This window comes from Convivina intestini, assembly GCF_003096575.1.
Lineage (GTDB): Bacteria > Bacillota > Bacilli > Lactobacillales > Lactobacillaceae > Convivina > Convivina intestini.
The window spans coordinates 402,255-425,700 of the sequence record NZ_QEKT01000001.1 but is presented as its reverse complement, the minus strand read 5'-3'; the positions used below and the strand labels follow the sequence as shown (position 1 = coordinate 425,700).

The window sequence follows — 23,446 nt, the reverse complement described above, 5'->3', positions numbered from 1 at the left end:
ATAACGTTTTGTGTATACTGAAATTATCAAGTGTAAAGGAGGAAATGATATGTCACTTGAAGAAAAGTTAGATGCAACTAAGGATAAGCTTGCTGGTAAGGCTAAGGAGGTCCAAGGTAAGGCTAAGGATGTAGCTGCTGATGCTAAGGATGCTGCTAAAGATGTAGCTGATAAGGCAAAGGACGCTTTTAAGAAGTAATTTGTCATTCAAGCTTCTGTAGCTAAAATGGAATATCCTTTAAATATAAAAAGCACCTAGACTACTAAAGTTTGGGTGTTTTTTACTATATTAGTGCAAAAGTCGTGTGAATTGCTTGTAAACGTTTATATATCAACGCAGATCATGCGTCCACCCAGACTCGAACTGGGAGCAAAGACTTAGGAGGTCCTCGTTTTATCCCGTTAAACTATAGACGCGAACTTTGTCATTATACCCAAAATTAAAAATAATGACAATCGCCATAAGGAACGGCTGCTTTTTGATATAATAATTTAAGAAGCAATCTAGAAAGGAGCTGGCAAACTTGAGTAGCCAGAAAAACAATGGGTAAAGTATACGAAGTTAAGCATCCTCTAATTCAACATAAGTTGACAATGATTCGGCATAAAGAGGTCGGTACAAAAGATTTTCGGGCGCTAGTCGACGAATTGGCGATGTTACTAACCTATGAGGCTAGTCGAGATCTTCCGCTAGAAGATATTAGTTTTGACACGCCAGTTGCCCATACTACGCAAAAGCAACTAACGGGTAAAAAATTAGCCGTGGTGCCGATTTTGCGGGCTGGATTAGGCATGGTTGATGGTATTTTGGAATTAATCCCAGCTGCTAAAGTGGGGCATATTGGGATGTATCGCGACGAAGAAAGTTTAGAGCCAGTCGAATATTTCATTAAGTTACCGGAAGATATCCAAAGTCGTGAAGTATTATTAGTCGATCCAATGTTAGCTACGGGTGGGTCAGCTCGGGATGCCATTAGTGCTTTAAAGGCCCGTGGTGCTCAAAAAATTAAGTTAATTACCTTAGTTTCAGCTCCAGAAGGGGTTGAGGCCGTTTTGGCTGAGCATCCTGATGTTGATATTTTTACTGCTTCAATTGATGAAGGACTAAACGACCAGGGCTATATCGTGCCTGGTCTTGGGGATGCTGGTGATCGACTCTTCGGTACCCATTAATTTAGGATACAGAGAACATGAATAAAGAGTCTAATCAAGGGCCAACACAAAAGACCCGTTTGCAACTTTTTGATAGGCACACACAATCTTCAGACCGTAGTAGGGGCAAGATAATCGTCTTAGGCCTGGCTCTGCTCGGCCTTTTTTGTGTGGGTTTAGGATTGCTTTTTTACCAGCAACGACCAGTTAAGCCAACTCAGAGGGTTGTTACAGCTCAACCGATTACGTTACACACTAAAGCCAAGTATGCGATAGTTATTGATGCCAAGACGGGTCAAATTTTGGGACAAAAAGATGCTAATCAATTAGTTGGGATTGCCTCACAAACTAAGATGTTAACAGCTTATGGTGTCTTGCGAGCAGTTGAACGGGGGCAAATTAAGTGGAGTGACAAGGTACCCATTAATCAGCATACGGATTGGTCGAATAAAGATTCGGATACGTATGCTCATCTGGATATTCATGCAGGCCAAGCAATTGCTGTTCGGGCGTTATATGGTGCAATGTTTACCAGTTCGGCTAATGATGCAGCCTTGGCTTTAGCTGAGTACGTTAAACCTAAAGATAAAAGCCAGCAAGCAGAACTGCAGCAGTGGGCTGATGAATTACATTTAACAGGTTCTAAATGGTACAACGCTGCTGGTCAGGTTAATCGAGATGCCTTTGATTTTGAGGTGAAAAATGCCCAGCCAAACGCTGAAAATAAGGCAACGGTCACGCAATTAGCTACCTTGGCTTGGCAGGATTTGAAAATGGATCCTAGTTTGCGAGAGTACTATCAAAAGTTGGGCTTAGTTTATCACCCGACGCCGGATGTAAATAAGATTGCTCAAACTGAATACTCTAAGTTTAAACAACAGGTTTTACCGAATTTACATAATGCTGATAATTTTAAATTTGAAGGCTTAAAAACCGGCTCAACTCCTGATTCTGGGGGTGCATTTACTGGTTTGTTAAAGGATCGTGCTGGTCATGAATTGATTACGGTTGTCAGTGGTGCCGGGCGTTACACGGACCAAATTGAACGTTACCAATATACCGTTGATGTGGCTAATGAAGTCTTAGAACATACTGTGCCTTGTACTTTTACTGCTGGTCAGACCATTGCTGGAGCTGGTACAGTCGTTAATTCAGCAGTAAAAACTGGTAAAACAGCGGTTGTTGTGCAAGAAACGAAAACTTATTGGGTTCCTAAGGAAGCTCAGTCATCTAATTTAGGTGTTTATCCGCCAAACAAAATTAATCAGGCCCCTGTTAAGAATGGTCAAAGGATAGTGAAATTGGCACCGGCTTTAAAAACAGAATATATTCCTAATAGTCAAAAAACTGATCGAGGTTTAGCGATGATCAGTACTCAAAATGAAGCGACAGCTGCCTGGTGGCAACGATGTTTTAATTGGCTCTTTGTTTATTCGTAAGGTTTCTATCGGTTTATCTGAATATTTCAGGTAGACCGATTTCTTTTATTAGGAAAGTTACCCTCCTTATCGCTTGATAAACAAGCTTTATATGGGCATTTTATCCATTAAAATATGGTATACTACTGTTGAATTTTTATTTGGAATTAGATATGTGAGGAGAAGGAAATGGTTCAAAAAGAAACGCATCGAGTGAAGATGTTCAAGGCCGGGAAACTATGGTTAACAGCCGGGGTTACGGTAGCTACTTTGGGAGCGGTATCAGCTACCCAAGTCAATACACCAGCGCTGGCCGCTGAAGTTACTAGTACGAGCAGTGCTGATGATCCAATGCAATTAGCTGATGGTGAATATCAAATTAACTACGTTATGAATGAAAGTGGTAAAACCACGCCATCCATGATGCAGTCGATGTTTGGTAATCCAGCTACGGCAGTGGTTAATGGTAATCAAATTACCATGACCTTTACCTTCAATGATTCAATGTTTACTACGGCAGCACAGTTGTCTGATATGTTGACCTCGTGGACCTTTAACGGGGTGGAATCACAAAAGAGTGGTATTACCCGTTCCGTTACGCTGGATAAGGCAGCTCTTGCTTCAACTATTAAGATGGATGTTGCTTATCCACACCATCAACAGGCTGATTTTAATTTTAAGTCGGCAACTTTAGTTAAGGCGGCCTCTGACTCCACTAGTACAGCTAGTCAAACAAGTACCGCTACTATTTCTGATAGCAAAACGTCAGCTAGTACTAGTACTGCTAGTGATTCAGTAGCGCCAATTAGCCAATCTGCTGCGCCTAACAGTGATGTCAATAAGCATGATGTTGGCTTTCAGATGATGCGCTTTGATGATCCTAAGACTCCATCAGTGATGTCGAAGATGATTGCCCAGCCGGCTAAGGTTTTTTATAGCGCCGATGGTAAAAACGTTACCATGACCTTTAGTTTTTCCAATAGTGGTTCAGCATTTGGTAACGGACAAGCACTATCGGATATGCTGCATTATTGGAAGTTTAATAATATCCCAGCTACTAAGAATGGCCTAGATTGGACAGTGACTTTGCCAACCCAGGATCTAGATAAGGCCATCATCATGGAGGTGAGTTACTTCCAAGTTGAACAGGCTCAGTTACTTATGGATAAAATGCCTGCTTTTGTGGATGTTACTTCGTTATCCGCTAGTACCCAAGCCAGCACAAAAACTAGTCAATCAGCAAGCCAATCAAACATTACTAGTACAAGCTTAAAGGATTCAGCTAGTCTGAGCTCTAGTAAGGCGGACAGTGAAAGCCAGTCTATTAGTAAAATAGCTAGTACTAGCTTAAGTCAAAAAGTTAGTGAACAACAAAACGATTCACTAAGTGAATCTAATAGTGCTGACCAAAGTCAAGGTGGGAGTCAAAGTAAATTAGCAAGTGCTTCAACTAGTTTGAGTGAAGCGCTTAGTGCCAAGCAAAGTACCTCTGTGAGTGAGTCTATTAGTACCAGTTTGAGCCAAGTTAATAGTCAAAAAGCAGCTTCAACTAGCCAAACCAGTGACTCAACAGCTTCTGATAGCCAAGACTCAACTAGTCAGACCAGCGACTCAACAGTATCAGACAGTCAAGGCTCAACTAGCCAGACCAGTGACTCAACAACTTTCGATAGCCAAGATTCAACTAGTCAAGCCAGTGACTCAACAACTTCCAATAGCCAAGACTCAACTAGCCAATCAATAACTGATAACAATAGTGTTAACAGCCATGAAATTAGCTATAAGATGATTCGCCATGATGGTAGTAATCAACCTTCAGTTATGGCTAAGATGGTTTCTCAACCAGCCAAGTTGGTTTACAGTGCTGATGGACAAAATGCAACTTTGACTTTTAGTTTTGCTAATAGCGGTTCATCATTTGGTAATGGCCAAGCCCTATCAGATATGTTGCATTATTGGAAGTTTAATGGCGTACCCGCTCAAAAGAATGGTTTGGACTGGACGGTAACTTTGCCCACCAAGGATCTTAACAAGATGATCTTGATGGAAGTAAGTTATTTCCAAACTGAGCAAGCAGAATTATACCTAGATGCAGTGCCAGCGTTTGTGGCACCAGACAAACCATCTAATAACTCGACTAGTCAAACCCCTTCAGTGCCAACTAGTCAAGCTTCACAAAGTACTAACAGTCAATCAACAGCTTCTGATAACCAATCCAGTGATTCAAACAGTAAGTCAACTGGCACTTCAACTAGTACAACTCCGGCTTCACAAGGTTCAGATTCTAAGTCAAACAGTATTAGCAACTCAACTACTAGTGAATCTTAAGTCACTAATGGCCAAAATGCTAAAAAGGCCATTGTTCCTGGCACTTACGCTGCTGATTACAGTATGAAGAAGTCTGGTACCGCTGAGCCATCCGTTATGGATAAGATGTTTGATAAACCCGCTAAGGTTGTTATTAGTGCCGACGGGAAGCAAGCCACTTTGACCTTTACGTTTACTCAGGGGGATACTACTTTTGGTAGTGGTGATTTGTTGGCTAACATGTTGAAAGAATGGACTTTCAATGGCGTGCCTGCCGTGCGTGATGGCCGTAACTGGACGGTAACTTTGCCAAGTAACGCTTTGAAGAACGCCATTCATATGAAGGTAACCTATTTCCAAACTGAAGAAGCTGATCTTTACTTAAAGGATTGGAATATGGATGATTCGGGGGCTGATAGTCAAAGTCCTAGCGACATTACACCGAATTCACAGTCTGATTCTGCCCATCAAGGCAGTGAAAGTGAGTCGACCAATAATTTGGCAAATGTCAACGGTAGTGCCCAATCAACTTCATCGGCAGCTACAGTAGTTGATTTTCCACAAATCAATAGTGCGGTAGCGCCCCTAACTGGTAGCTACCCATCAGCCAATACTAGTGCCCAGTCCTTGCCAAAAACTAGTCAAACTAGTCTCAATGCCTCTGCTGCAGTGCTAGCAACTGCCTTGGCCTTCTTTGGCATTAGTGCTGGTGCCAGTCTTAACCGTCGCAAAAAGTAGAATTCATAAAATAATCATTGTGGTATACTGAATACAAGTGAAAGTGTATTTAGGAGGAAACTTTTATGAATAAGCAAGTAAAGCAACACGTGAAGATGTTCAAGGCCGGTAAATTGTGGTTGACTGCTGGTGTCGTAGCCCTTGGTATGGGTGCTGCTACTGTCGCTACCACTAGTCCAGTCGCATCAGCCGATACTGCTGCTGTTCAAGCACAACAAAGTATCAATGGATATGCCGATGGTACTTATACAATGCCATTTGCCATTATGGAAACTGGTAGCACCCAAAATCTTTCGCAAATGCAAGGTATTTTTGCTAACCCAGCAACTATCACTTTGAAGGGTGATCAAGCAACTTTGACTTTGGCTCCCGCCGGTGAATTATCAGGAACCAACGCAACTATGTATAACAACTTGGTTAAGACCATGACCTTTAATGGCAAGCCAGTGACAGCGTCAGGTAACAATATTTCTGTTACTTTGCCAAAGGATGATTTCAATAAAACTATTATTATGAGTGTTTCAGCTCTTGGATCAACTCAAAATGCTGATTTTCATGCTGTTAACCAATTTACTCCAGTTAATGGTGGTAGCACCTCAACTTCTGAAGCTCCGAAGACCTCAGCTTCAGCTTCTGAAGCGCCAAAGACTTCAACTGCTAGTGAAAGTCAAAAGCCTTCTGCTTCTACTAGTGCAACCCCAGCACCTTCAACTAGTACTGCAAGTACTTCAACTGCTGCTCAAAGCACTGAATATAAGGCTGACTTCAAGATGGTTAAGGACAACAGTTCTGAAGCCTCTGTCATGGACAAGATGTTTGAGAAGCCGGCTAAGGTGGTCTACAGTGCTGATCGTAAGAACGTGACTTTGTCATTTACCTTCGGTAATGGTTCATCTTTTGGTGATGGTAACGCTTTGTCAGGTATGTTGAAGTCATGGACTTTCAACGGTGTTGAAGCTACTCGTAATGGTCGTGTTTGGTCAGTAACTTTGCCAGCTTCAGCTGTAAAGTCACCAATCGACATGAAGGTTACTTACTTCCAAAGCGAAGAAGCCAAGTTGGTTATTACTAACATGACGACTATGGATGGTAAAGCCTTTGATTTCAAGGCTGACGAATCTTCGTCGACTACTAACAACGGTGGTTCAACTACGCCAAGTTCAACTGTCGATTCACAGTCCAAGACTGATTCAAACTCGGCAAGTGATAACGCTACTGCTGGTACTGACACAAAGGGAACTAGCACAACTTCAGCTGCAACGATTCCAGTTGCCCACAAGGGTCAACAAGCCCCTGCAGCTAAGACGACAACCACTTCAGCTTTGCCAAAGACTGCTCAAGAAGCAGCCAACAACAACGCTGTTGCACTAGTTCTTGCTGCTCTTGGTTTGAGCGGTGTCGCTGCTTACATGACTTATCGTCGTAAGCACTAATATGAGTTTAGTAAAAAACACCCAAGGGTGTTTTTTTACTTGATAAAAGAGCAATAAAAAAGACCAGCACTGGCTGGTCTTTTTTATATTAATTAGATTGATTAAGAAAGGGCTTCATCGGCCTTCTCTTTAACATCTTTAGCAGCATCCTTGACGTCACTTTGAACGTCTTGAGCAGCATTCTTAACATTGCCCTTGGCTTCATTAAAGGAGCCTTCAACCTTATCACCGGTATTACCTGTAACGGCACCCTTGATTTGCTGTGCCTTACCAGACCATTCATCGGTCATAGCATCAACACGATCACGTAATTCACGCACTGAATCTTGATCCTTTAGCAAAGTGTATGCCAAAGCTGCGTTACCAACAAGACTTAATCCAAGCAAAAAGTTCTTCATAACTAAAATCTCCTTTATTCAACTTACCTTAATTATGGTAGCTGTCGGCACCTTTGTCAAACATATTCTCTCAAAAGGAAATTAAATATTGAAGATTAAAATTCTGAGTGAAATTGTAGATTTAAGGCAAAAATTAATCATTGAAATTTTAAATTATTAAATAATAAACTGTTAAATTATAAAATATTAAATAAAGTTGATTAAATTAGGAAATTTTTTTGTTTTTTTACATTCCTATGCTGTATACTTTAATTGTTGTAAGAAATAATTACACGCGGAGAGAGTGCACGCCGGTCGGTAGATTATTCGATTTACTGAAAATGATTGCACACAGTAATCATGTAAAATGATGGAGGAAAGATATATGACTGATACACGTTATAAGATGTTTAAGTCAGGTAAGATGTGGATGGTTGCTGGAGCTGCTGCTTTGGCAATGGTTCCTGCTGCTGCACAATCAGCAAACGCTGATGATGCTACTGCTGCTACTACTGCAGCAACAACTGCAGCTGCTGACACTAATGTTAAGCATGAAACTGCTAAGGAAGGCGAGAAGCCTGTTGCTGTTGGTACTGTTACCACTCCTGCTGTTACTAATGCAGATGGTTCAAAGACAACTACAACTACAACTACTACTGAGTCAAAGAACGCTGATGGTTCTTTGACTCAGACTTACAAGTCTCATGCTGAAACTGTAAGCACTGTAAAACACACAAATTCAAAGAATCAGGTTAACGCTAACGGTGTTAATGACACTACTCAACTTTACAATTTTGAAGCTAATGGTAAGGCTCAGACATTCACTGTAACTGGTGATCGTACTAAGGCCTTTCCTAAGGCAATGGGAACTGAAGCAGCTCACAGTCAAGTAAACTTCAAGGTTGTAACTACTAGTGGTGACCCACAAGGGCCTGGTGTTGTAATGGCTGAAGGTACGTTGTATGCTAACAAAGCTGGTGAAAACACAACAACGTTCACTTTTACTCCACAAACTAATGGTAAGTACGCATTCCAGTTCGAACAAGTTCCTTTGTCAGATGAAATTGGACAAGGTAATGACGTTGTTTGGAATGATATCCAAGTTACTTCAACAAAGACTACATCTACTGACTCAACTGTAGTTAAGGATTTCCCTGCTACTAAGCCTGCAGATAAGCCAGCTGACAAGCCTGCAGATAAGCCAGCTGACAAGCCTGCAGATAAGCCAGCTGACAAGCCTGCAGATAAGCCAGCTGACAAGCCTGCGGATAAGCCAGCAGAACAACCAGCACAAAAGCAAGAAGAGAAGCCAGCTGCAAAGCCAGCCACTGAAAAGAAGGCTACTCAAACTGCTGCCCCAGCCGCTAAGAAGGCTTCTGCTTCAGAATTGCCTGCAACTGCTGAAAAGGCTTCAAACAATGAAGCTGGTTTGATTGCTTTGGCTGCTGCTACTGTTGCTGCATCATTTGGTGTATTGAGCTACAAGCGCAAGCACTAATACCAAGTCTCTTGGTATTGATTAAAGCTACCTTCGGGTGGCTTTTTTTATTGGTTTTATACTGGAGGATTTTGTTAAAATAGAGTTGCTGTTTAATTAAAATAAATTGATTAAACAATCATGAACAAAAGAGGCCAAGAAAGAGAAAATATGATTAGTTTAAAATCACCACGAGAAATTGAAGCGATGCGCAAGTCAGGCGCTGTTCTTGCCGGCATGCACCACATGGTTCGCGACTTAGTAAAGCCTGGTATTGATACTTGGGAAATTGAAACCCGTTGTCGTGAATACATTGAAAGTCATGGCGCCGTGCCTTTGCAAATTGGATTCGAAGGCTTTAAATATGCCACTACCATTAGTATTAATGACGAAGTCGCCCATGGTTTACCCCGTAAGGGTTTGAAGCTTAAAAATGGTGATTTGCTTAAAGTGGATACTGTAGTTGGTTTGGATGGGGCTGTTTCCGATTCAGCTTGGTCCTATGCGGTTGGTGAAGTTAGCCCGGAAGTTCAGCAATTGATGGATGTAGCCAAGAAATCCCTTTACTTAGGTATTGATCAAGCGGTAATTGGTAACCGGATTGGTGATATTGGTTGGGCCATTCAAGATTACACTGAGAATCAGCATCATTATGGCGATGTGCGCCAGTATATTGGGCATGGTGTGGGACCAACTATGCACGAAGATCCACAAGTGCCCCACTATGGTAAGCCAGGACATGGTGTGCGTTTGCAAGAAGGTTTGGTTATTACCATTGAGCCAATGATTAACATGGGCGGTTGGGAAGTTATCACCGATGATACACCAGAAGATGGTTGGACAGTCCGCACGGCCGATGGCTCTTGGTCAGCCCAGTATGAACATACTTTGGCCATTACTAAAGATGGTCCTAAGATTTTGACCAGTCAAGATCCTGAATTTGACGCCCCTTATCTATAAAAAGTAGTCACGAGGTTACTAATGCCATTACCAGAGGCTTTTATTCAAAAATATGAAAATTTGCTTGGTGCTGATGCACCGGCTTTTTTTGCGAGCTTTAATCAACCGGTGCAAAAGGGCTATCGCTTGAATCCCCTTAAGGATCTGACCAGTTTTTTAAGTCAATCCAGTGATCCTAAATTACCCTATGGTCAGTGGGGTTACTATGGGCGCGTAGATGGACATAGTATCGCCCATGTGACGGGGGTGCAATATTCACAAGAACCGTCGGCTCAATTTGTTGGGGAAGTGTTAGCACCTAAACCTGGTGAACGTGTTTTAGATTTAGCGGCTGCTCCTGGTGGAAAAACGACTCATTTAGCGGCCTTCATGAAGGGGCAAGGACTCTTATGGGCCAACGAAATCTTCATGAACCGGGCTAAGATTTTAAGTGAAAATGTGGAACGGTTAGGTTTGCAAAATGTTGTGGTTTCATCCCAAACGCCGGCGGAATTAGCCCAAAAATTATCGGGTTATTTTGATAAAATTCTTTTGGATGCGCCCTGTTCGGGGGAGGGGATGTTTCGTAAAGATCCCGATGCTATCCAATATTGGCATGAAAATTATCCTTTGGAATGTAGCTTGCGTCAAAAAGAAATTTTAGCTTCAGCGGTTCAAATGTTACGACCGGGTGGGACTTTGGTTTACTCAACTTGTACCTTTGCGCCTGAAGAAGATGAGCAGATGATTGCCTGGTTGGTGGCAACTTATCCAGAATTTAGGATTGATCCAATTATTAAACCAGCTAATAGCCATATTAGCGATGGCCAAGTGGCCTGGGGGGATAGTTTAACTCAATTACAGGGGACGGCGCGTTTATGGCCTAATCTAGTTCAAGGCGAAGGGCATTTTGTCGCCCGCTTAGTTAAAACGGATGATGATTCGAAAACGTTTGTTCCTAAAGTGTCGAAACCAGTCAAGTTATCCACTGAGGAACAGGGCTTATTGACAGACTTTTGTGATCAAAATTTGGCTAACTTTGATTTAGATTTTCAGCGTTTGGTCCGATTTGGGGATCGTCTATTTTTGGCTCCGGTTGATTGCCCAGATTTGAAATCATTTAAAATTTTACGACCAGGTTTAGCCTTGGGTAGTTTTAAAAAACAACGATTTGAACCAGACCATGCCCTAGCTTTGGCATTATCCGCTCAGCAAGTTCAGCAAAGTTACGAGCTTGATGAAGCGGAATGGCCTCAGTATGTGCATGGCGATGTGTTGACCAGTCGAACAAACTTTGCTAAGGGATGGGTCTTAATTTTGGTCCAAGGCAATGGTTTAGGTTGGGCTAAATATGTGAATGGACAATTAAAAAATTTCTACCCCAAAGGTTTACGTTTTAACGTTTAAAGCGGTAGAAAGGCAGAATCGGCCTAGTTGTGAAGGTCGATTTTTTGATATAATTAAATAGACTTTACGTATTATGGAAGGTGGAGATTTCAATGGCATTTGCAAAAGAAGTGACCATTCCAGGCGATACTACTTATCGTCTGAACGCAACAATTAAAAAATATACTTTATTGGATGTTGGTTTTATTACAAATAATGCTGGTGCCTTTGTTTTGCATCGGGCCTTGGAACCCGATAAACTGTTGGAACAGGCCATACAACTTAAGTTGACCATTAACCCTGATTTGACTGGTTTTAAGATGAGTACGGTAGCTGCTGGTGATCGTGCACGGATTGATATTTTTAAAAATCCGAATGCCCCTCAATTGATTGAACTTTATCATTTCTTTATTGATGAATTGGTGCAACGTGGCATCATCGAGCGGGTAAAACATGACTGATTTTTACTTTGTACGACACGGTCAGACGGAATGGAATTTGGAACGGCGTTTTCAAGGTGGCCAAGGCGATTCACCGCTTTTGCCAACTAGTTATCAGGATATGCACCGGGTGGCGGATTATTTAAAGGACGTAACTTTTGATCATGCTTATACTTCGCCACTGCGGAGAGCCCGGGTAACAGCTGAGGTGATTGTGAGTGATTGGCAAGATGCTCCCCAACTATCAATCCGCTCAAATTTGCTAGAAGTTGGTTTGGGTCAGTGGGAAGGGGAATTGACTAGTCAAGTTGCCAAGGATTTTCCCAAAGCCTACGATCAGTATCGGAATCATTTAGAAGAGTTTGAAGGGGAAGAATTTGATGGAGAGGGCTATACAGCCGCTGTCACACGCTTTCAACGATTGATTACTAATTTGGTTCAGCAATATCCGGATGGTAAAGTATTATTAGTTGCCCATGGTTTGATTCTTTCCTTTGGTTTGAATGCCTTACTGGGGACTGCTCGTTCTGAAATTCGTCAACGCGGTGGCTTAAGTAATACTTCGACCACTATTTTAACGACCGAAGATGGGCAACACTTTGATGTGAAAGCCTGGAATCAAACTGATTATTTAAATAAAGAACAAGATGATTCAACAACCATTTAAGGGTTTGTATGACTGAACAAGAAGAACAATTGGATATGGTTAGTGGCACACTGCAAAATATTATTTTTGCAGCCAGTGATTCCTACTTTAAAATTTTGTCGGTATTAGTTGAGGATAGTACCTTAACGGATTGGCAGGAGCCTGAGATTATTGTGACGGGTACTTTTGCAGATGTGCAGGAGGGTTCAGTCTATAATTTTTATGGTGATTTAGTGCGTCATCCCAAGTATGGCCAGCAGTTTAAAGCCCAACGCTATGAAAATGAACTGCCACCAGACGAGAATGGTTTAATCAAGTATTTAGCTTCGGGTCAGTTTAAAGGGGTGGGACCCAAAACGGCAGCTAAGATTGTTAATAGTTTGGGTTTGAATGCTATTCAATTAATTTTAGATGACCCCCGTGTTTTAGCCGGAATGGTCAAACCAGCCCTCGCGCAAAATCTTTATCGCACGCTTCGATTAAATTTGGGATTGGAGCGTTTTTTTCAATTGGGGAATCAATATGGGATTGGCGCTGACTTAGCTGGAAAATTATACGATCAATATGGGGATGAGGCGGAAGATATTTTGGTTAATCATCCCTACCGCTTTGTCTTTGAATTTGACGGCCTATCCTTTAAGAAAATCGACCAAATTGCTCAAAAAAGTGGCTTCCAAGATAATGATGGCGAGCGAATGAGGGCCGCTGTTTATGCGGCTATGAGCGCCTTAACTTTTCGACAGGGACATACATATTTAACGTTCGACCAGTTGGAAAATGCCACGGCTTCTCTACTAAGACAGCCCGAGGCTCAACAATCAGGAGCCATTCAAACAGCTTTGGATGAACTAATTTCAGCTCATCGAGTGGTGGTTGATCAGCAGCGCTATTATCCTAAACCACTCTACGATGCTGAAGTTACCGTAGCCCAACAATTAAAGCAGCTCCTGGTTTCTCCCGGTAGTTTCCCACTTAATGTCGACCAAGTTGGCCAACATTTGGTGGTACCAGACCGAATTGAACTTGACGATAAGCAACAACAAGCGATACAAACCGGTTTGGCCTCTCGCCTATTTGTCTTGACCGGTGGACCCGGAACTGGAAAAACGACCATTATCAAAAGTATGGTGGCCACCTGGCAAAAATTGGTACAGGTTGTTGCCCAACAGGGAAGTTTTGGAACCGATTGGTTAAAAAGTCAGCGGGTTCGCTTGGCTTCACCAACCGGTCGAGCCGCCAAACGAATGACCGAAATTACTGGTTATGAGGCCAGCACGATTCATCGTTTACTAGGTATTACCGACGGTGGTGAGGCTGAATTTAATGCGGACAATCCGATTGCTGGTGGCTTACTTATCGTTGATGAGGCGTCCATGCTAGATATTGAGCTGGCAGCCCAGTTGTTGTCGGCCTTACCTAAAGATATTACCCTGATTTTTGTTGGGGATAGTGATCAATTGCCTTCGGTTGGACCAGGTAATGTTTTGGCTGACATGTTAGCTAGTCGGGTGATTCCTCAAGTGGAATTGGATACTATTTATCGCCAGGGGCGGGGAAGTAGCATTAATGCCCTAGCTGCCGATATTAAAGCTGGCTATTTACCACAAAACTTTGCGGCTAATCAGGGTGACCGAGCTAGTTTTATGGTGGATGGGCCCCAGGTGCCTTCGGCTATTTATCAGGTGTTAGAGGCGGCTCATAAAAAGGGCTATTCGGCCAATGAAGTGCAGATTTTAACACCCATGTACAAGAGTGAAGCTGGGGTTAATGCCCTGAATTTAATGGCCCAGGAATTGTTTAATCCGATTAAGCCAGGTCAAAAGAGCCTCCAACACGGGCAAATTAATTTCCGCCAGGGTGACAGGGTTTTACAATTAGAAAACGATAGTGAACGAGATATTTACAATGGCGACATGGGGCAGGTGATTGCAGTCCACTACCGTAGTGATGGCCAGGGCCATGAAGACAGCTTGGTGGTTGATTTCGACGGTAAGGAGTTACTGTATCCCAAAAAGTCCTTAAATCAGTTAACCTTAGCCTATGCCACAACTGTGCATAAGGCTCAGGGAAATGAATTCCGCTTGGTGATTATGGTTTTGACCGACCAGTTCTATATTATGCTTAATCGAAATTTACTTTATACTGGTATCACGCGGGCCAAAGAAGCCTTGATTATGGTTGGTAACTATTCGGCCTTTGAAACAGCTGCCAGCCGTGCGGTACCCCAGCGCCAAACTAGCTTAGTGGCCCGTTTACAAGATCAGACAGGGACTACGGTTGCGACTAAGCCATCCAGTCCAGCACCAAAAACAAAACCAGCTGATAAACCATTGGTGACTGAAGCACCACCCGTTTTGGCTGGACCCGCTGGTGGTTTAAATCAGGCGACTTTAAGGCAGGCTAGTCAAGATCCCTTGATAGGGATGACCGGCACTAGCCCCTATGATTTTATGCCCTAGGGCCTTAAACTTGTTATAATAAGCTTGAAAGACTCTTGGCTAGATTTACATATACAAATGGAGACGAAATGACTAGTAATCCTGAATATCGTTTATTTGATTTGGGTAGTAATCCCACTTTAGCAGCAGAAATAGCAGAAAAATTAGACTTACCTTTAGCCAAAGTTCAGCTAGAAATGTTTGCCGATAATGAAATTTATGAACGGATTGAGGATTCAGTACGGGGGATGGATGTTTATGTCATCCAGTCCATCAGTGATCCAGTTAATGATAATTTCATCAAGTTGATGATTTTTATTGATGCGATTCGCCGTACTTCAGCTAAGTCCATTAACGTGATTATGCCTTATTTTGGCTATGCACGTTCGGATCGTAAAGCTCGTTCTCGAGAACCGATTGTGGCACGTTTAATTGCCGATATGTTAGAAAGCCAAGGCGTTAAGCGGATGCTAACGATGGATCTGCACACGGGGCAAGTGCAAGGTTTCTTTGATATTCCGGTGGATCATCTTTTAGCCATGCCAGTTCAAACCCACTATTTTTATGAACGTGGTTTAACCGGTGATGACGTTGTCGTCGTTGCTTCGAACCCTAGTAGCCTAAAAATGGTACAACGCTTTGCTAAAATTTTAGGTGCTCAGTGGGCCTTAGTTGATCGGCGGCAAGATGAAGATGATCAACGGACAAAGCCTTATCAGATTACTGGGAATGTAGCTGGTAAAGTAGCCTTGATTCTAGATGATATGATTGATACCGGTCGTTCGATGGTCCTAGCCAGTGAAGCCATTCAAGCAGCGGGAGCCCGCCATATTGAAGCTGTGGCAACACACGCAGTATTATCGGGTTCAGCTGTTGAGCTTTTGGAAAATTCTCCAATTGAACGAGTAGTGGTAACAAATACCATTGAAGTACCGGCTAATAAGCGTTTTTCAAAGCTGGTAGATTTATCGGTTGCCGGAACTTTTGCAGCCGGCTTAAAGCGGGTCATTGCCCATGAAAGTATTGCCCCGGTTCTCTTGAGCCCGGATAATCCGGAAGTGTAATAATGGAACAAATTGATTTAGAACAAATTTTATCTCCTGAATGGGGAAAAGCTGATGGTGATTTTGTCACTAGTCAGTATGGTGCGCAATTAAATTTTATTAGTCATCAAGCCGATACGGTCGTGGTCACGCTATCTCAAGTCTATCCGGGATTACAGTGGTTGTGGTCAGTTGACCAGCATGATTATCAAGTCGTTTTACCAACTGATAATCAACTTAAATTAGACTTACCGGCAGGCACGCATCGGCATCAAATCGTATTACAAAATCTGGCGATGGGGCAGATTGCTTTTTGGCAACAAGGGGTTCGGTTACTGTCTATAACCAGTCAGCATGTCTTGGAACCGGTTAGCTCTCAAAAGCCTTACATAACTTTTGTAGGCGATTCGATTACAGCTGGAGAATGCATGGATGGCTTACAACACCATCCCGAACTGAGTTTTCCGCAATTGGTGGCGCAGGCTTTGGAAAAACCTTTGGCTCGGATTGCATACGGTGGGACTGGCCTGACTAGTCACGCCCCCTTTCAGGAACCTAGTGCGATTGAAGCATTGTGGAAAATTGGGGAAGCGATTGCCCGTCCACGGGTGCAAACCGATTTAGTAGTCGTTAACTATGGGATAAATGATGCTAATTATGGCGCCAATCGGCAGGAATTTGCCTTTGGCTTACGGGTCTATTTGTTAGAGCTAATTAAACGCTTTCACCAGGCTCGATTTATTTTATTAACGCCCTATAATGGCGCTTTTGTCGATATTTTTAAAATGGAAGCGCAGCGTTTTGACTGTTTTGAGGTGGTAGATACCAGTGATTGGCAGGTTTATGTGACTGGTCGTCATCCCAATCTAGTTGAACATCAACGAGCAGCACAAAACATTTTGAATCTTTTGGAGGTATAAATTAATGGTCTATGCAGCTGATGAAAATCGTTATAACAAGTTACCCTATCGGCGGGTTAGTGATTCTGGTTTGATTGTACCAGCAGTATCTTTTGGTTTATGGCGTAATTTAGGGGATCAAATGCCCCTTGAAAATTCTCGTAAGGTTATTTTAAAAGCCTTTGATAGTGGTATTTTTAGTTTTGATAATGCCTCGAATTATGGTCCAAGTAATGGGACGGCCGAGGTTACCTTTGGCCAGGTTTATCGTCAAGATTTGAAGCCTTATCGTGAGGAATTAGTGATTACAACCAAGGCCGGTTATCATATGTGGCCGGGACCTCTAGGTGAATTTTCTGGTAAAAAGACTTTGGTTAATGCCTTAGATTTGAGTTTGAAGCGGATGGGCTTGGACTACGTTGATATTTTTTATGCTCACCGTTGGGATCCCAATACCCGTTTAGAGGAAACAGCGCGGACACTGGACCTATTGGTTCGGCAGGGGAAGGCACTCTATGTGGGTGTGTCCAACTATACGGCCGAACAAACGGCAGCCATTGCAGAAATTTTTGAAGATTTAGGTACTCCTTTTATTGGGAACCAAGTCTCTTATAACATGTTGAACCGAAGCTCTCTAGATTCAGGCTTGTTGGATACTTTAAATCAGCACCATGCCGGTTTGTTTGCTTATGGTCCTTTGGCCGAAGGACTGTTGACGGATCGTTATTTGGAGGGCATTCCGGCTGACTTCCCAATTCACCGGACTAACCAGTTCCTCTTTGATCAAGGAAAAGATGCTGTCGTAGCCAAGTTACAGGTCTTGAATCAAATTGCCCAGGCCCGTGGTCAGAAACTAAGCCAAATGGCGCTGGCCTGGTTATTACAAGATCAGCGCGTAGCCAGTGTGGTGATTGGTGCTAGTAAGGTTGAACATCTAATGGACAACTTGGCTTTTGCCCAAAATACAGAATTTTCAACTGATGAATTGGCTCAAATCGAAGCCATTCTTAAAAAATAATCATTTATTTTTAATTAAGGCTTGATTAAGTTAGAAAAATACGATAAATTATTATCATACTTCTTTGAAGGAAAGAGTAATAGGGTAGTTGCTACTTAGGGAGCACCGTTAAGTGAAAAGGTGTTGGCATTACCATATGAAAGTAATTCTGGAGAAAGTTGATGCGAAGAGTATCAACCGGTCACGACCGATATCTCGTACGACTCTCTGTTGATTGAAAAACAGGCAGTTAAGATTTGAGTAAAAATTACGGTGGTACCGCGTATCTACGCCCGTTTGATTTAGAAATAAATCAAGCGGGTTTTTATGTGGGAACAACTGGATAATGAGGAAAAAGTATGGAAAAGAAACTCACGAAACAACAAATTATTTTACTAGTATCGCTGATATTTGGTCTGTTCTTTGGGGCTGGTAACTTAATTTTCCCCGTGCATTTAGGCCAATTGGCCGGTGCTCACTGGCTGTCAGCCACCGGAGGCTTTTTGCTAAGTGCTACCTTAATTCCTTTAGCGGCTCTAATTGCTCTTTCGACCACTCGCTCGGTTGGAATTTATGATTTAGCCCGACCAGTTGGTGCCAGTTTTGCCGTTGTTTTCTTGATTGCCTGTCATATGTCCTTAGGACCTTTGATTGCCACTCCCCGAACGGCCACGGTTGCTTACTCACTGAGCTTTGCTAATTGGTTACCCAAGGCTTGGGTTGGTAGTGGGCAGATTATTTTTTCTATTATTTTCTTTGTCCTAGTTTATCTGGCTAGTATTCAAAGTAAGCGTTTAATCAACTTAATTGGTAAATATTTGAATCCAATTTTTATTATTTTATTAATTATTATCTTTATCTTAGGCTGGCTACACCCAATGGGCAGTTTGCAGCAGCCTGTCACTAGTCAGTATACGCACCATGCATTTTCGGCCGCTTTTCTGCAAGGCTATAACACCTTAGATGCTATCGCTGCCTTAACCTTTGGGATTACCATTGTGCGTTCCATTGAAAGTATGGGTTACCGCCAAGCTGGTACAATTAGTAAAATTATTGCTAAAACTGGTTTTTGGGCGATGCTGGGTACAGCAACCGTCTATATTGGTTTAATTTTGATGGGCGCTAGTTCTTTGGGTCAGGTTTCTTTATCTGAAAATGGGGCTACGGCCCTTAGTCAAATTATGCAATTTTACTTTGGTAGTTTTGGCCAGGCCTTCCTAGGTGTAATGGGTACTTTAGCAGTCTTTACGACTGCTATGGGCTTAACGGCTAGTTTTGCCCAAGATTTTAATCGCATTTTCCCACAAATTTCTTATCGAATTTGGTTGGCAGTAACGATTATATTATCGTTTTTGGTGGCTAACTTAGGCCTAGACCAGATTATTAAGTGGGCTGCGCCAGTCTTGATGTTCTTATATCCACTGGCCATCGTGTTAATTATTTTGGGCTTGTTAAATCCCTGGATTAAACAAAATAAATTAATTTATCAGATGACAATTTTCTTTACTTTAATTCCAGCAATTTTTGATGGCTTATCAAATGCCCCTTTTGCCAATCAATTAGGCGGGCTGGTTTCTTATACCACTGCCAACGGTCTGGTACAAACTGGTTGGTATCAGAATGTGATTCCTGGTGCTGCCATTGGCTTTGGTTGGTTAATTCCAGCCTTACTAGGACTGATTGTTGGTTTAATTGGTACAGCCATAATGAAATCAAAGAATAATTAAACAATAAAAGCAGCTATCCTCATATAGGGGGATAGCTGCTTTTATAGTTGTTGGATGAAATTTTGTAAGTCTGGGTTATAAATTCGAGGGACTGTTCTTAACTCATTAACTTGACGGACGCCTAAAGCTAACATGAATTTTGGTAGGGCTTTTTGCCAATCAGTAATTGTTTGGTAAAGACCGGTTGGCCCCTGAGTGACCAAGGTTGATAGGAAGTAGCCGGCCGAAGAGGTTAGGGTAGCACCTAGCATGAGGCTAGTAATAATATCATTTGGCTTAGTAATTCCACCGGTGGCAATGATGGGGACGGTTACTTGAGCCTTTTGAGCAGCTAGCAAACTTTCAATTGTTGAAAAACCATAGTGGCTAAAATCAATTGGATTGCTGTTTTGTAAGTCACGAGCTTGTTCAATTGTGGCAAAATTCGTACCATTTGTGCCACCGATATTGATTGCGGCTGGTTGAAGAGCAGCAATTTGCTGAATACTGGACGTTCCCATACCAAAGCCGACCTCTTTAATAATGACCGGTACTGGTGATTTGGCAATAATATTAGCTAGATTATCGAGCCAGTAAAACGTACGATCGCCTTCGGCCATGCTTAATTCTTGGGCGACATTGATGTGCATTTCTAAGGCATTGGCCTCCAGCATATCAACGGCTTGTAAAACATGGTCGAGGGGATGATTAGCCCCCAAGTTAGCAATCACAATCCCGTTGGGATTTGCTTGACGAACGATTTTAAAAGAATCAGTTGCCTGACGATCCTTAATGGCAATTGATTGGGACCCAACGGCCATGGCGAGGCCAGTTTCACTAGCCACTTGGGCCAGTTGGCCGTTAATTTCCTTGGTGTAATTAGAACCGCCGGTCATAGCCTCAATGTAAAATGGCCAGTTAAAATTTAGACCGGCCACGGTTTGACCTAAGGTAATATCTTCTTCCCCTAATTCAGGTAAGCTATTAGGAACCCAGCGGACCGCTTCAAAAGCTGCCCCGATAACTTTTAATTGCTGTTGGCGCCACATTTTAACCGCTAAGGATAAATGCTCATTTTTACGTTGGGCTTGTTGTGATTCCATATAAATCTCCGTCAAACTGTTCTAGTTGGCGCTATTGTTAGCAACTGACACTGAATTCCGGCTGCCTGCCAGACTGATTCAAGGTCTTGTTTTTGTTCAAGACGATTGAGGATGGCAAAGCCGTTATCTCCAAAACCTGCTCCTGAAATTTTACCGGCACAGGTCTGTTGTTCCAAACTAGCCAAGAAAATGTGTAATTTAGGTGTAAGGTAGGCTGGTGGTAAATTACTGATGAGTAGGTCTTGGTTAGCATTTAAACTATGCCTTAAGCCGGTATAGTCACCGGCCTGGACTGCATGTAATAATCGCTCCATAATGGCCTGACTATCCTGGTAAAAGCTAGCCATTAAGCGATTTTTTTCTAAGGCCTTTTTTGTATCAGCGGCCTGGCCAGTTGCTCCTAAGAGTAGCTGCCAGTTGGTTGGCCAAATTAAGGGGGTAATTTTTAAATCTGGCCAAGGTTGATCCACTAAGTCAATATCTTGAGCAGGCATTATAGTCGTAATTTGAGGCCTTTGATAGGCGATTACACCACCATAGGTAATGGCGGCCACATCGCCTAAAGAACCATTGCCTTGAACTTGAAGATGGGCCAAAGCTGCTAATTTAAATTGGGTCAAAAGGGGTAAATCTAATTTAAAGAAGCAATTTAAGGCGCGGACAATTCCAACGGTAATGGCCGCTGAAGAACCCAACCCTAACTTTTGTCCATCTAAAACCATGTCGCTTTTAATTGTTAATTTAAAATTGGGCCAAGGAGCTGTCAAACCAGCCCGTTTACAGTAGGCCAAGACTAATCGCAAAGTGGCCGCTACGTAACACCAGCTTGAATTACTTGCTTGAATCGCTTGGTTAATGTCAAATACCAGTGGATTTGGTATGGTGTCGGAGTCAATTTGACTGTAATTGTCTTGGGCAACAATCGTAATGTGTAAGCCCTTTTGGACAGCTGCAATCAGAGCTGGATTACCAACTTTGGTAACGGCATATTCGCCTGCTAAAAAGAGCTTTCCAGGAACAGTAAAGTGGCCATTATTGCTCATAGCTTACCCCTGGTCCCGGATGAGCTATCGTAACGCGTAATTTAGGTAGTTCTTGGTGGAGCTGGGCTTGAATATAGGCGGCTTGGTCAGAGTGGGTAATGATTTTAACATTTGGGCCTGCATCTAGAGTGGCGTAGGCAATTAAGCAAGCTTGACGGAGCTTTTTGACTAAGTCCAAGACTTGAATGGTCTGAGGTGTGAAATAGGTGAAGCGCCGGTCTTTAGCACTTAAATTCAAGGCATGCATGGCTAGGGCGTTATCTTCAGCTAATTGACCGACGCGGGTCAAATCACTAGCTTGTAATGCGGCTTGCATGGCCGTGATTTGCCAGTTAGCATCATGAACCCACTGCTCATAGTTGGGTGAGGTCATGGCTCGTAGCATCCCCTCACTAGATGAAATTTTCTTCTGTAAGCCCGAAATTTCTACCACTAGTAAACTAATCGGAATATTGGGTGTGGGCAAAGCATTGGCGTAAGAGGTTTGATCATTGGTACCGGCCTGCCATAGGGCAAAGCCACCAAATAGAGAACGGGTAGCCGAGCCAGAACCCCGCCGGGCTAAGCGAGACAGGGTTGTTAATGGTAAATCAAGGCCGAGATGACGCGTAGTTGCTGCCGTCAAGGCTGCAAAGGCTGAGGCCGAAGAGGCCAAACCAGCCGCCGTGGGCACATAATTTTGTGAGGAAATTAAAAGGGGACTAAAGTCACCTAATTCAGCCCGCAAGGCGTCCAAAAAATGATGCACCCGAGTTGGATCAGCCATTTGTCCGTTAATAATTAGTTGGTCAATATTGCTGTTTTCAACCGTTGTGGTTGTATAAAATTCATCTAAAGTTAGGGAAAGTGAACTAGTGGTTGGTAAATTTAGCTGGGCATCTTTTTTACCCCAATATTTAATTAGGGCTATGTTGGTATGGGCTGTTGCAGTTGTTTTTGTCATAAAGGTTGAATCCAAGTATTTTGAGCGCCGGCCTTACTGAGGGCATTGGCGATTTGAATAGCATCGTTATTATCTTTGGCCAGGGCAAACATGGCCCCGCCGATTCCAGAGCCAGTTAGCTTAGCGCCTAGGGCACCACTGTGAAGGGCAGCATTGACCAAGTTATCTAACTTGGGATGGGAAACGTTGAGAGACTGTAATTCATGGTGAGCCATGGTAAATAATTGTCCTAAATGTTTAGGATGGTTATGATATAGATCTTGGCGAACTTCACCGGCAATTTCGCCGAGATGATTAATGGCGGCCCAACTGGTCTCGTGGTTGGTCTCTAAGAGATCTCGAACAATGCCAATCGCCCGTAGGGTCTGACCTCGAACGCCGGTATCAGCCAAAACTAAAGTTGCTGAAAGATTCATTTGAAAAGTTTCAATGGTTTTATTTTCATACCAAATTGGATCTTTAGAACTAACTGCTGCAGCATCAATGCCTGAAGGCGAACCATGAGCTATGTTTTCAGAAATACTGGTATAAACACTTAGTTCAGCGGCGTTAATGCTTTGATGATGATAATCAAAAAAAGCTTCAGTAATGGCAGTTGCCAGGGCAGCTGAAGCACCAAATCCGCGCTCTTGGGGGACATTTGATTCAATCGTTAGGCTAAAGGGCTGGTTGACCATATTAAAATGGCCTAGTAATCGGATAATTAACTGGCGAATACCTTCTAGGTCGGCTCCTAATTCATTTAGCGATCCACTAAAACCTGATAAGTACACCATTTGGTCGACTGGACTAGGTAGTAAAGTGGCCTTAACGGTCATGTTTAGTAGGGGGATGGCCACGGCAGGTTGATTATAAACGACGGCATGGTCTCCAATTAAAATTGCTTTGGCGTGGGAATAGCCGACGCCGACTTTTTCTGTGGACATATCATACTCCATAACTTTTTACATTGTACCGCATT

The 23,446-nt window shown here is 42.7% G+C and carries 21 protein-coding genes and 1 tRNA gene; 16 read left to right on the top strand and 6 right to left on the bottom strand.

The annotated features are described in order from the left end of the window. The first annotated feature begins 49 nt into the window (after nt 1-49). Nucleotides 50-199: a hypothetical protein gene (locus C7384_RS08105; protein WP_165806761.1), complete on the top strand. Its 150-nt coding sequence runs from the start codon at nt 50-52 to the stop codon at nt 197-199. 145 nt (nt 200-344) lie between these two features. On the opposite strand, the gene C7384_RS02005 is transcribed toward C7384_RS08105, so the two are convergent. After that, a tRNA-Arg gene (locus C7384_RS02005) sits at nt 345-417 on the bottom strand. 126 nt (nt 418-543) lie between these two features. Here C7384_RS02005 and upp point away from each other — a divergent pair. From upp to C7384_RS01980, 5 genes are all read left to right on the top strand, one after another. Then, entirely contained in the window at nt 544-1,173 is a 630-nt protein-coding gene (upp, locus tag C7384_RS02000; RefSeq protein ID WP_089940418.1) for a uracil phosphoribosyltransferase, read from the top strand. A gap of 17 nt (nt 1,174-1,190) precedes the next feature. Next, a complete protein-coding gene (locus C7384_RS01995) occupies nt 1,191-2,591 on the top strand; it encodes a D-alanyl-D-alanine carboxypeptidase family protein (protein ID WP_089940415.1) in 1,401 nt (466 codons plus the stop codon). A gap of 168 nt (nt 2,592-2,759) precedes the next feature. Continuing rightward, a complete protein-coding gene (locus tag C7384_RS01990) occupies nt 2,760-4,898 on the top strand; it encodes an NEAT domain-containing protein (protein ID WP_089940412.1) in 2,139 nt (712 codons plus the stop codon). 63 nt (nt 4,899-4,961) lie between these two features. Then, nucleotides 4,962-5,615 (top strand): hypothetical protein, encoded by a 654-nt coding sequence (locus C7384_RS01985; protein WP_089940409.1) that lies wholly within the window; start codon nt 4,962-4,964, stop codon nt 5,613-5,615. 65 nt (nt 5,616-5,680) lie between these two features. Continuing rightward, entirely contained in the window at nt 5,681-7,048 is a 1,368-nt protein-coding gene (locus tag C7384_RS01980; protein ID WP_089940406.1) for a KxYKxGKxW signal peptide domain-containing protein, read from the top strand. 101 nt (nt 7,049-7,149) lie between these two features. On the opposite strand, the gene C7384_RS01975 is transcribed toward C7384_RS01980, so the two are convergent. Further along, entirely contained in the window at nt 7,150-7,446 is a 297-nt protein-coding gene (locus tag C7384_RS01975) for a CsbD family protein (protein WP_089940403.1), read from the bottom strand. A gap of 364 nt (nt 7,447-7,810) precedes the next feature. Here C7384_RS01975 and C7384_RS08315 point away from each other — a divergent pair, with 364 nt between their 5' ends. The 10 genes from C7384_RS08315 (at nt 7,811) to brnQ (ending at nt 19,417) form a co-directional block, all read left to right on the top strand. Then, complete coding sequence (locus C7384_RS08315; RefSeq protein ID WP_165806760.1) at nt 7,811-8,923, top strand: KxYKxGKxW signal peptide domain-containing protein; 1,113 nt, start codon at nt 7,811-7,813, stop codon at nt 8,921-8,923. Between the two features lie 150 nt (nt 8,924-9,073). After that, the gene (gene map, locus C7384_RS01965) at nt 9,074-9,862 is read left to right on the top strand and encodes a type I methionyl aminopeptidase (RefSeq protein WP_089937914.1); all 789 of its coding nucleotides are present in this window, start codon (nt 9,074-9,076) and stop codon (nt 9,860-9,862) included. 21 nt (nt 9,863-9,883) lie between these two features. Then, the gene (locus C7384_RS01960; protein WP_089937912.1) at nt 9,884-11,248 is read left to right on the top strand and encodes an RsmF rRNA methyltransferase first C-terminal domain-containing protein; all 1,365 of its coding nucleotides are present in this window, start codon (nt 9,884-9,886) and stop codon (nt 11,246-11,248) included. Nucleotides 11,249-11,340: 92 nt separating this feature from the next. Continuing rightward, the gene (locus C7384_RS01955; RefSeq protein ID WP_089937910.1) at nt 11,341-11,688 is read left to right on the top strand and encodes a DUF1831 domain-containing protein; all 348 of its coding nucleotides are present in this window, start codon (nt 11,341-11,343) and stop codon (nt 11,686-11,688) included. Then, nucleotides 11,681-12,334, top strand: coding sequence for a histidine phosphatase family protein (locus C7384_RS01950; RefSeq protein WP_089937908.1), 654 nt, complete (start codon nt 11,681-11,683; stop codon nt 12,332-12,334). Before C7384_RS01955 ends, C7384_RS01950 begins: the two co-directional genes overlap by 8 nt. Before the next feature lie 8 nt (nt 12,335-12,342). Further along, nucleotides 12,343-14,772, top strand: coding sequence for an SF1B family DNA helicase RecD2 (gene recD2, locus C7384_RS01945; protein ID WP_089937907.1), 2,430 nt, complete (start codon nt 12,343-12,345; stop codon nt 14,770-14,772). A 68-nt stretch (nt 14,773-14,840) separates the two neighbouring features. Further along, nucleotides 14,841-15,815 (top strand): ribose-phosphate diphosphokinase, encoded by a 975-nt coding sequence (locus C7384_RS01940; protein WP_089937905.1) that lies wholly within the window; start codon nt 14,841-14,843, stop codon nt 15,813-15,815. Between the two features lie 2 nt (nt 15,816-15,817). Further along, nucleotides 15,818-16,714 (top strand): GDSL-type esterase/lipase family protein, encoded by an 897-nt coding sequence (locus C7384_RS01935; RefSeq protein ID WP_089937903.1) that lies wholly within the window; start codon nt 15,818-15,820, stop codon nt 16,712-16,714. 4 nt (nt 16,715-16,718) lie between these two features. Beyond that, complete coding sequence (locus C7384_RS01930) at nt 16,719-17,711, top strand: aldo/keto reductase (protein ID WP_089937901.1); 993 nt, start codon at nt 16,719-16,721, stop codon at nt 17,709-17,711. A 338-nt stretch (nt 17,712-18,049) separates the two neighbouring features. Then, nucleotides 18,050-19,417, top strand: coding sequence for a branched-chain amino acid transport system II carrier protein (brnQ, locus tag C7384_RS01925; RefSeq protein ID WP_089937899.1), 1,368 nt, complete (start codon nt 18,050-18,052; stop codon nt 19,415-19,417). A 41-nt stretch (nt 19,418-19,458) separates the two neighbouring features. Here brnQ and fni read toward each other — a convergent pair whose 3' ends face one another. From fni to mvk, 4 genes are read right to left on the bottom strand one after another with little or no spacing between them, the layout of a single operon-like run. Then, nucleotides 19,459-20,499: a type 2 isopentenyl-diphosphate Delta-isomerase gene (gene fni / locus C7384_RS01920; RefSeq protein ID WP_089937897.1), complete on the bottom strand. Its 1,041-nt coding sequence runs from the start codon at nt 20,497-20,499 to the stop codon at nt 19,459-19,461. Between the two features lie 11 nt (nt 20,500-20,510). Continuing rightward, nucleotides 20,511-21,542, bottom strand: a complete 1,032-nt coding sequence (locus C7384_RS01915; RefSeq protein WP_089937895.1) for a phosphomevalonate kinase — start codon at nt 21,540-21,542, stop codon at nt 20,511-20,513. After that, the gene (gene mvaD / locus C7384_RS01910; protein ID WP_089937894.1) at nt 21,532-22,485 is read right to left on the bottom strand and encodes a diphosphomevalonate decarboxylase; all 954 of its coding nucleotides are present in this window, start codon (nt 22,483-22,485) and stop codon (nt 21,532-21,534) included. Before mvaD ends, C7384_RS01915 begins: the two co-directional genes overlap by 11 nt. Further along, nucleotides 22,482-23,411 carry a mevalonate kinase gene (gene mvk, locus C7384_RS01905; protein ID WP_089937892.1) on the bottom strand — a complete coding sequence of 310 codons (930 nt, stop codon included), beginning with the start codon at nt 23,409-23,411 and terminating at the stop codon, nt 22,482-22,484. Before mvk ends, mvaD begins: the two co-directional genes overlap by 4 nt. Nucleotides 23,412-23,446 lie beyond the last annotated feature (35 nt).

Bases quoted from the DNA above. Each gene is read 5' to 3' on its own strand.
- C7384_RS08105 (WP_165806761.1), top strand. From the start codon at position 50: ATGTCACTTGAAGAAAAGTTAGATGCAACTAAGGATAAGCTTGCTGGT.
- upp (WP_089940418.1), top strand. From the start codon at position 544: ATGGGTAAAGTATACGAAGTTAAGCATCCTCTAATTCAACATAAGTTG.
- C7384_RS01995 (WP_089940415.1), top strand. From the start codon at position 1,191: ATGAATAAAGAGTCTAATCAAGGGCCAACACAAAAGACCCGTTTGCAA.
- C7384_RS01990 (WP_089940412.1), top strand. From the start codon at position 2,760: ATGGTTCAAAAAGAAACGCATCGAGTGAAGATGTTCAAGGCCGGGAAA.
- C7384_RS01985 (WP_089940409.1), top strand. From the start codon at position 4,962: ATGAAGAAGTCTGGTACCGCTGAGCCATCCGTTATGGATAAGATGTTT.
- C7384_RS01980 (WP_089940406.1), top strand. From the start codon at position 5,681: ATGAATAAGCAAGTAAAGCAACACGTGAAGATGTTCAAGGCCGGTAAA.
- C7384_RS01975 (WP_089940403.1), bottom strand. From the start codon at position 7,446: ATGAAGAACTTTTTGCTTGGATTAAGTCTTGTTGGTAACGCAGCTTTG.
- C7384_RS08315 (WP_165806760.1), top strand. From the start codon at position 7,811: ATGACTGATACACGTTATAAGATGTTTAAGTCAGGTAAGATGTGGATG.
- map (WP_089937914.1), top strand. From the start codon at position 9,074: ATGATTAGTTTAAAATCACCACGAGAAATTGAAGCGATGCGCAAGTCA.
- C7384_RS01960 (WP_089937912.1), top strand. From the start codon at position 9,884: ATGCCATTACCAGAGGCTTTTATTCAAAAATATGAAAATTTGCTTGGT.
- C7384_RS01955 (WP_089937910.1), top strand. From the start codon at position 11,341: ATGGCATTTGCAAAAGAAGTGACCATTCCAGGCGATACTACTTATCGT.
- C7384_RS01950 (WP_089937908.1), top strand. From the start codon at position 11,681: ATGACTGATTTTTACTTTGTACGACACGGTCAGACGGAATGGAATTTG.
- recD2 (WP_089937907.1), top strand. From the start codon at position 12,343: ATGACTGAACAAGAAGAACAATTGGATATGGTTAGTGGCACACTGCAA.
- C7384_RS01940 (WP_089937905.1), top strand. From the start codon at position 14,841: ATGACTAGTAATCCTGAATATCGTTTATTTGATTTGGGTAGTAATCCC.
- C7384_RS01935 (WP_089937903.1), top strand. From the start codon at position 15,818: ATGGAACAAATTGATTTAGAACAAATTTTATCTCCTGAATGGGGAAAA.
- C7384_RS01930 (WP_089937901.1), top strand. From the start codon at position 16,719: ATGGTCTATGCAGCTGATGAAAATCGTTATAACAAGTTACCCTATCGG.
- brnQ (WP_089937899.1), top strand. From the start codon at position 18,050: ATGGAAAAGAAACTCACGAAACAACAAATTATTTTACTAGTATCGCTG.
- fni (WP_089937897.1), bottom strand. From the start codon at position 20,499: ATGGAATCACAACAAGCCCAACGTAAAAATGAGCATTTATCCTTAGCG.
- C7384_RS01915 (WP_089937895.1), bottom strand. From the start codon at position 21,542: ATGAGCAATAATGGCCACTTTACTGTTCCTGGAAAGCTCTTTTTAGCA.
- mvaD (WP_089937894.1), bottom strand. From the start codon at position 22,485: ATGACAAAAACAACTGCAACAGCCCATACCAACATAGCCCTAATTAAA.
- mvk (WP_089937892.1), bottom strand. From the start codon at position 23,411: ATGTCCACAGAAAAAGTCGGCGTCGGCTATTCCCACGCCAAAGCAATT.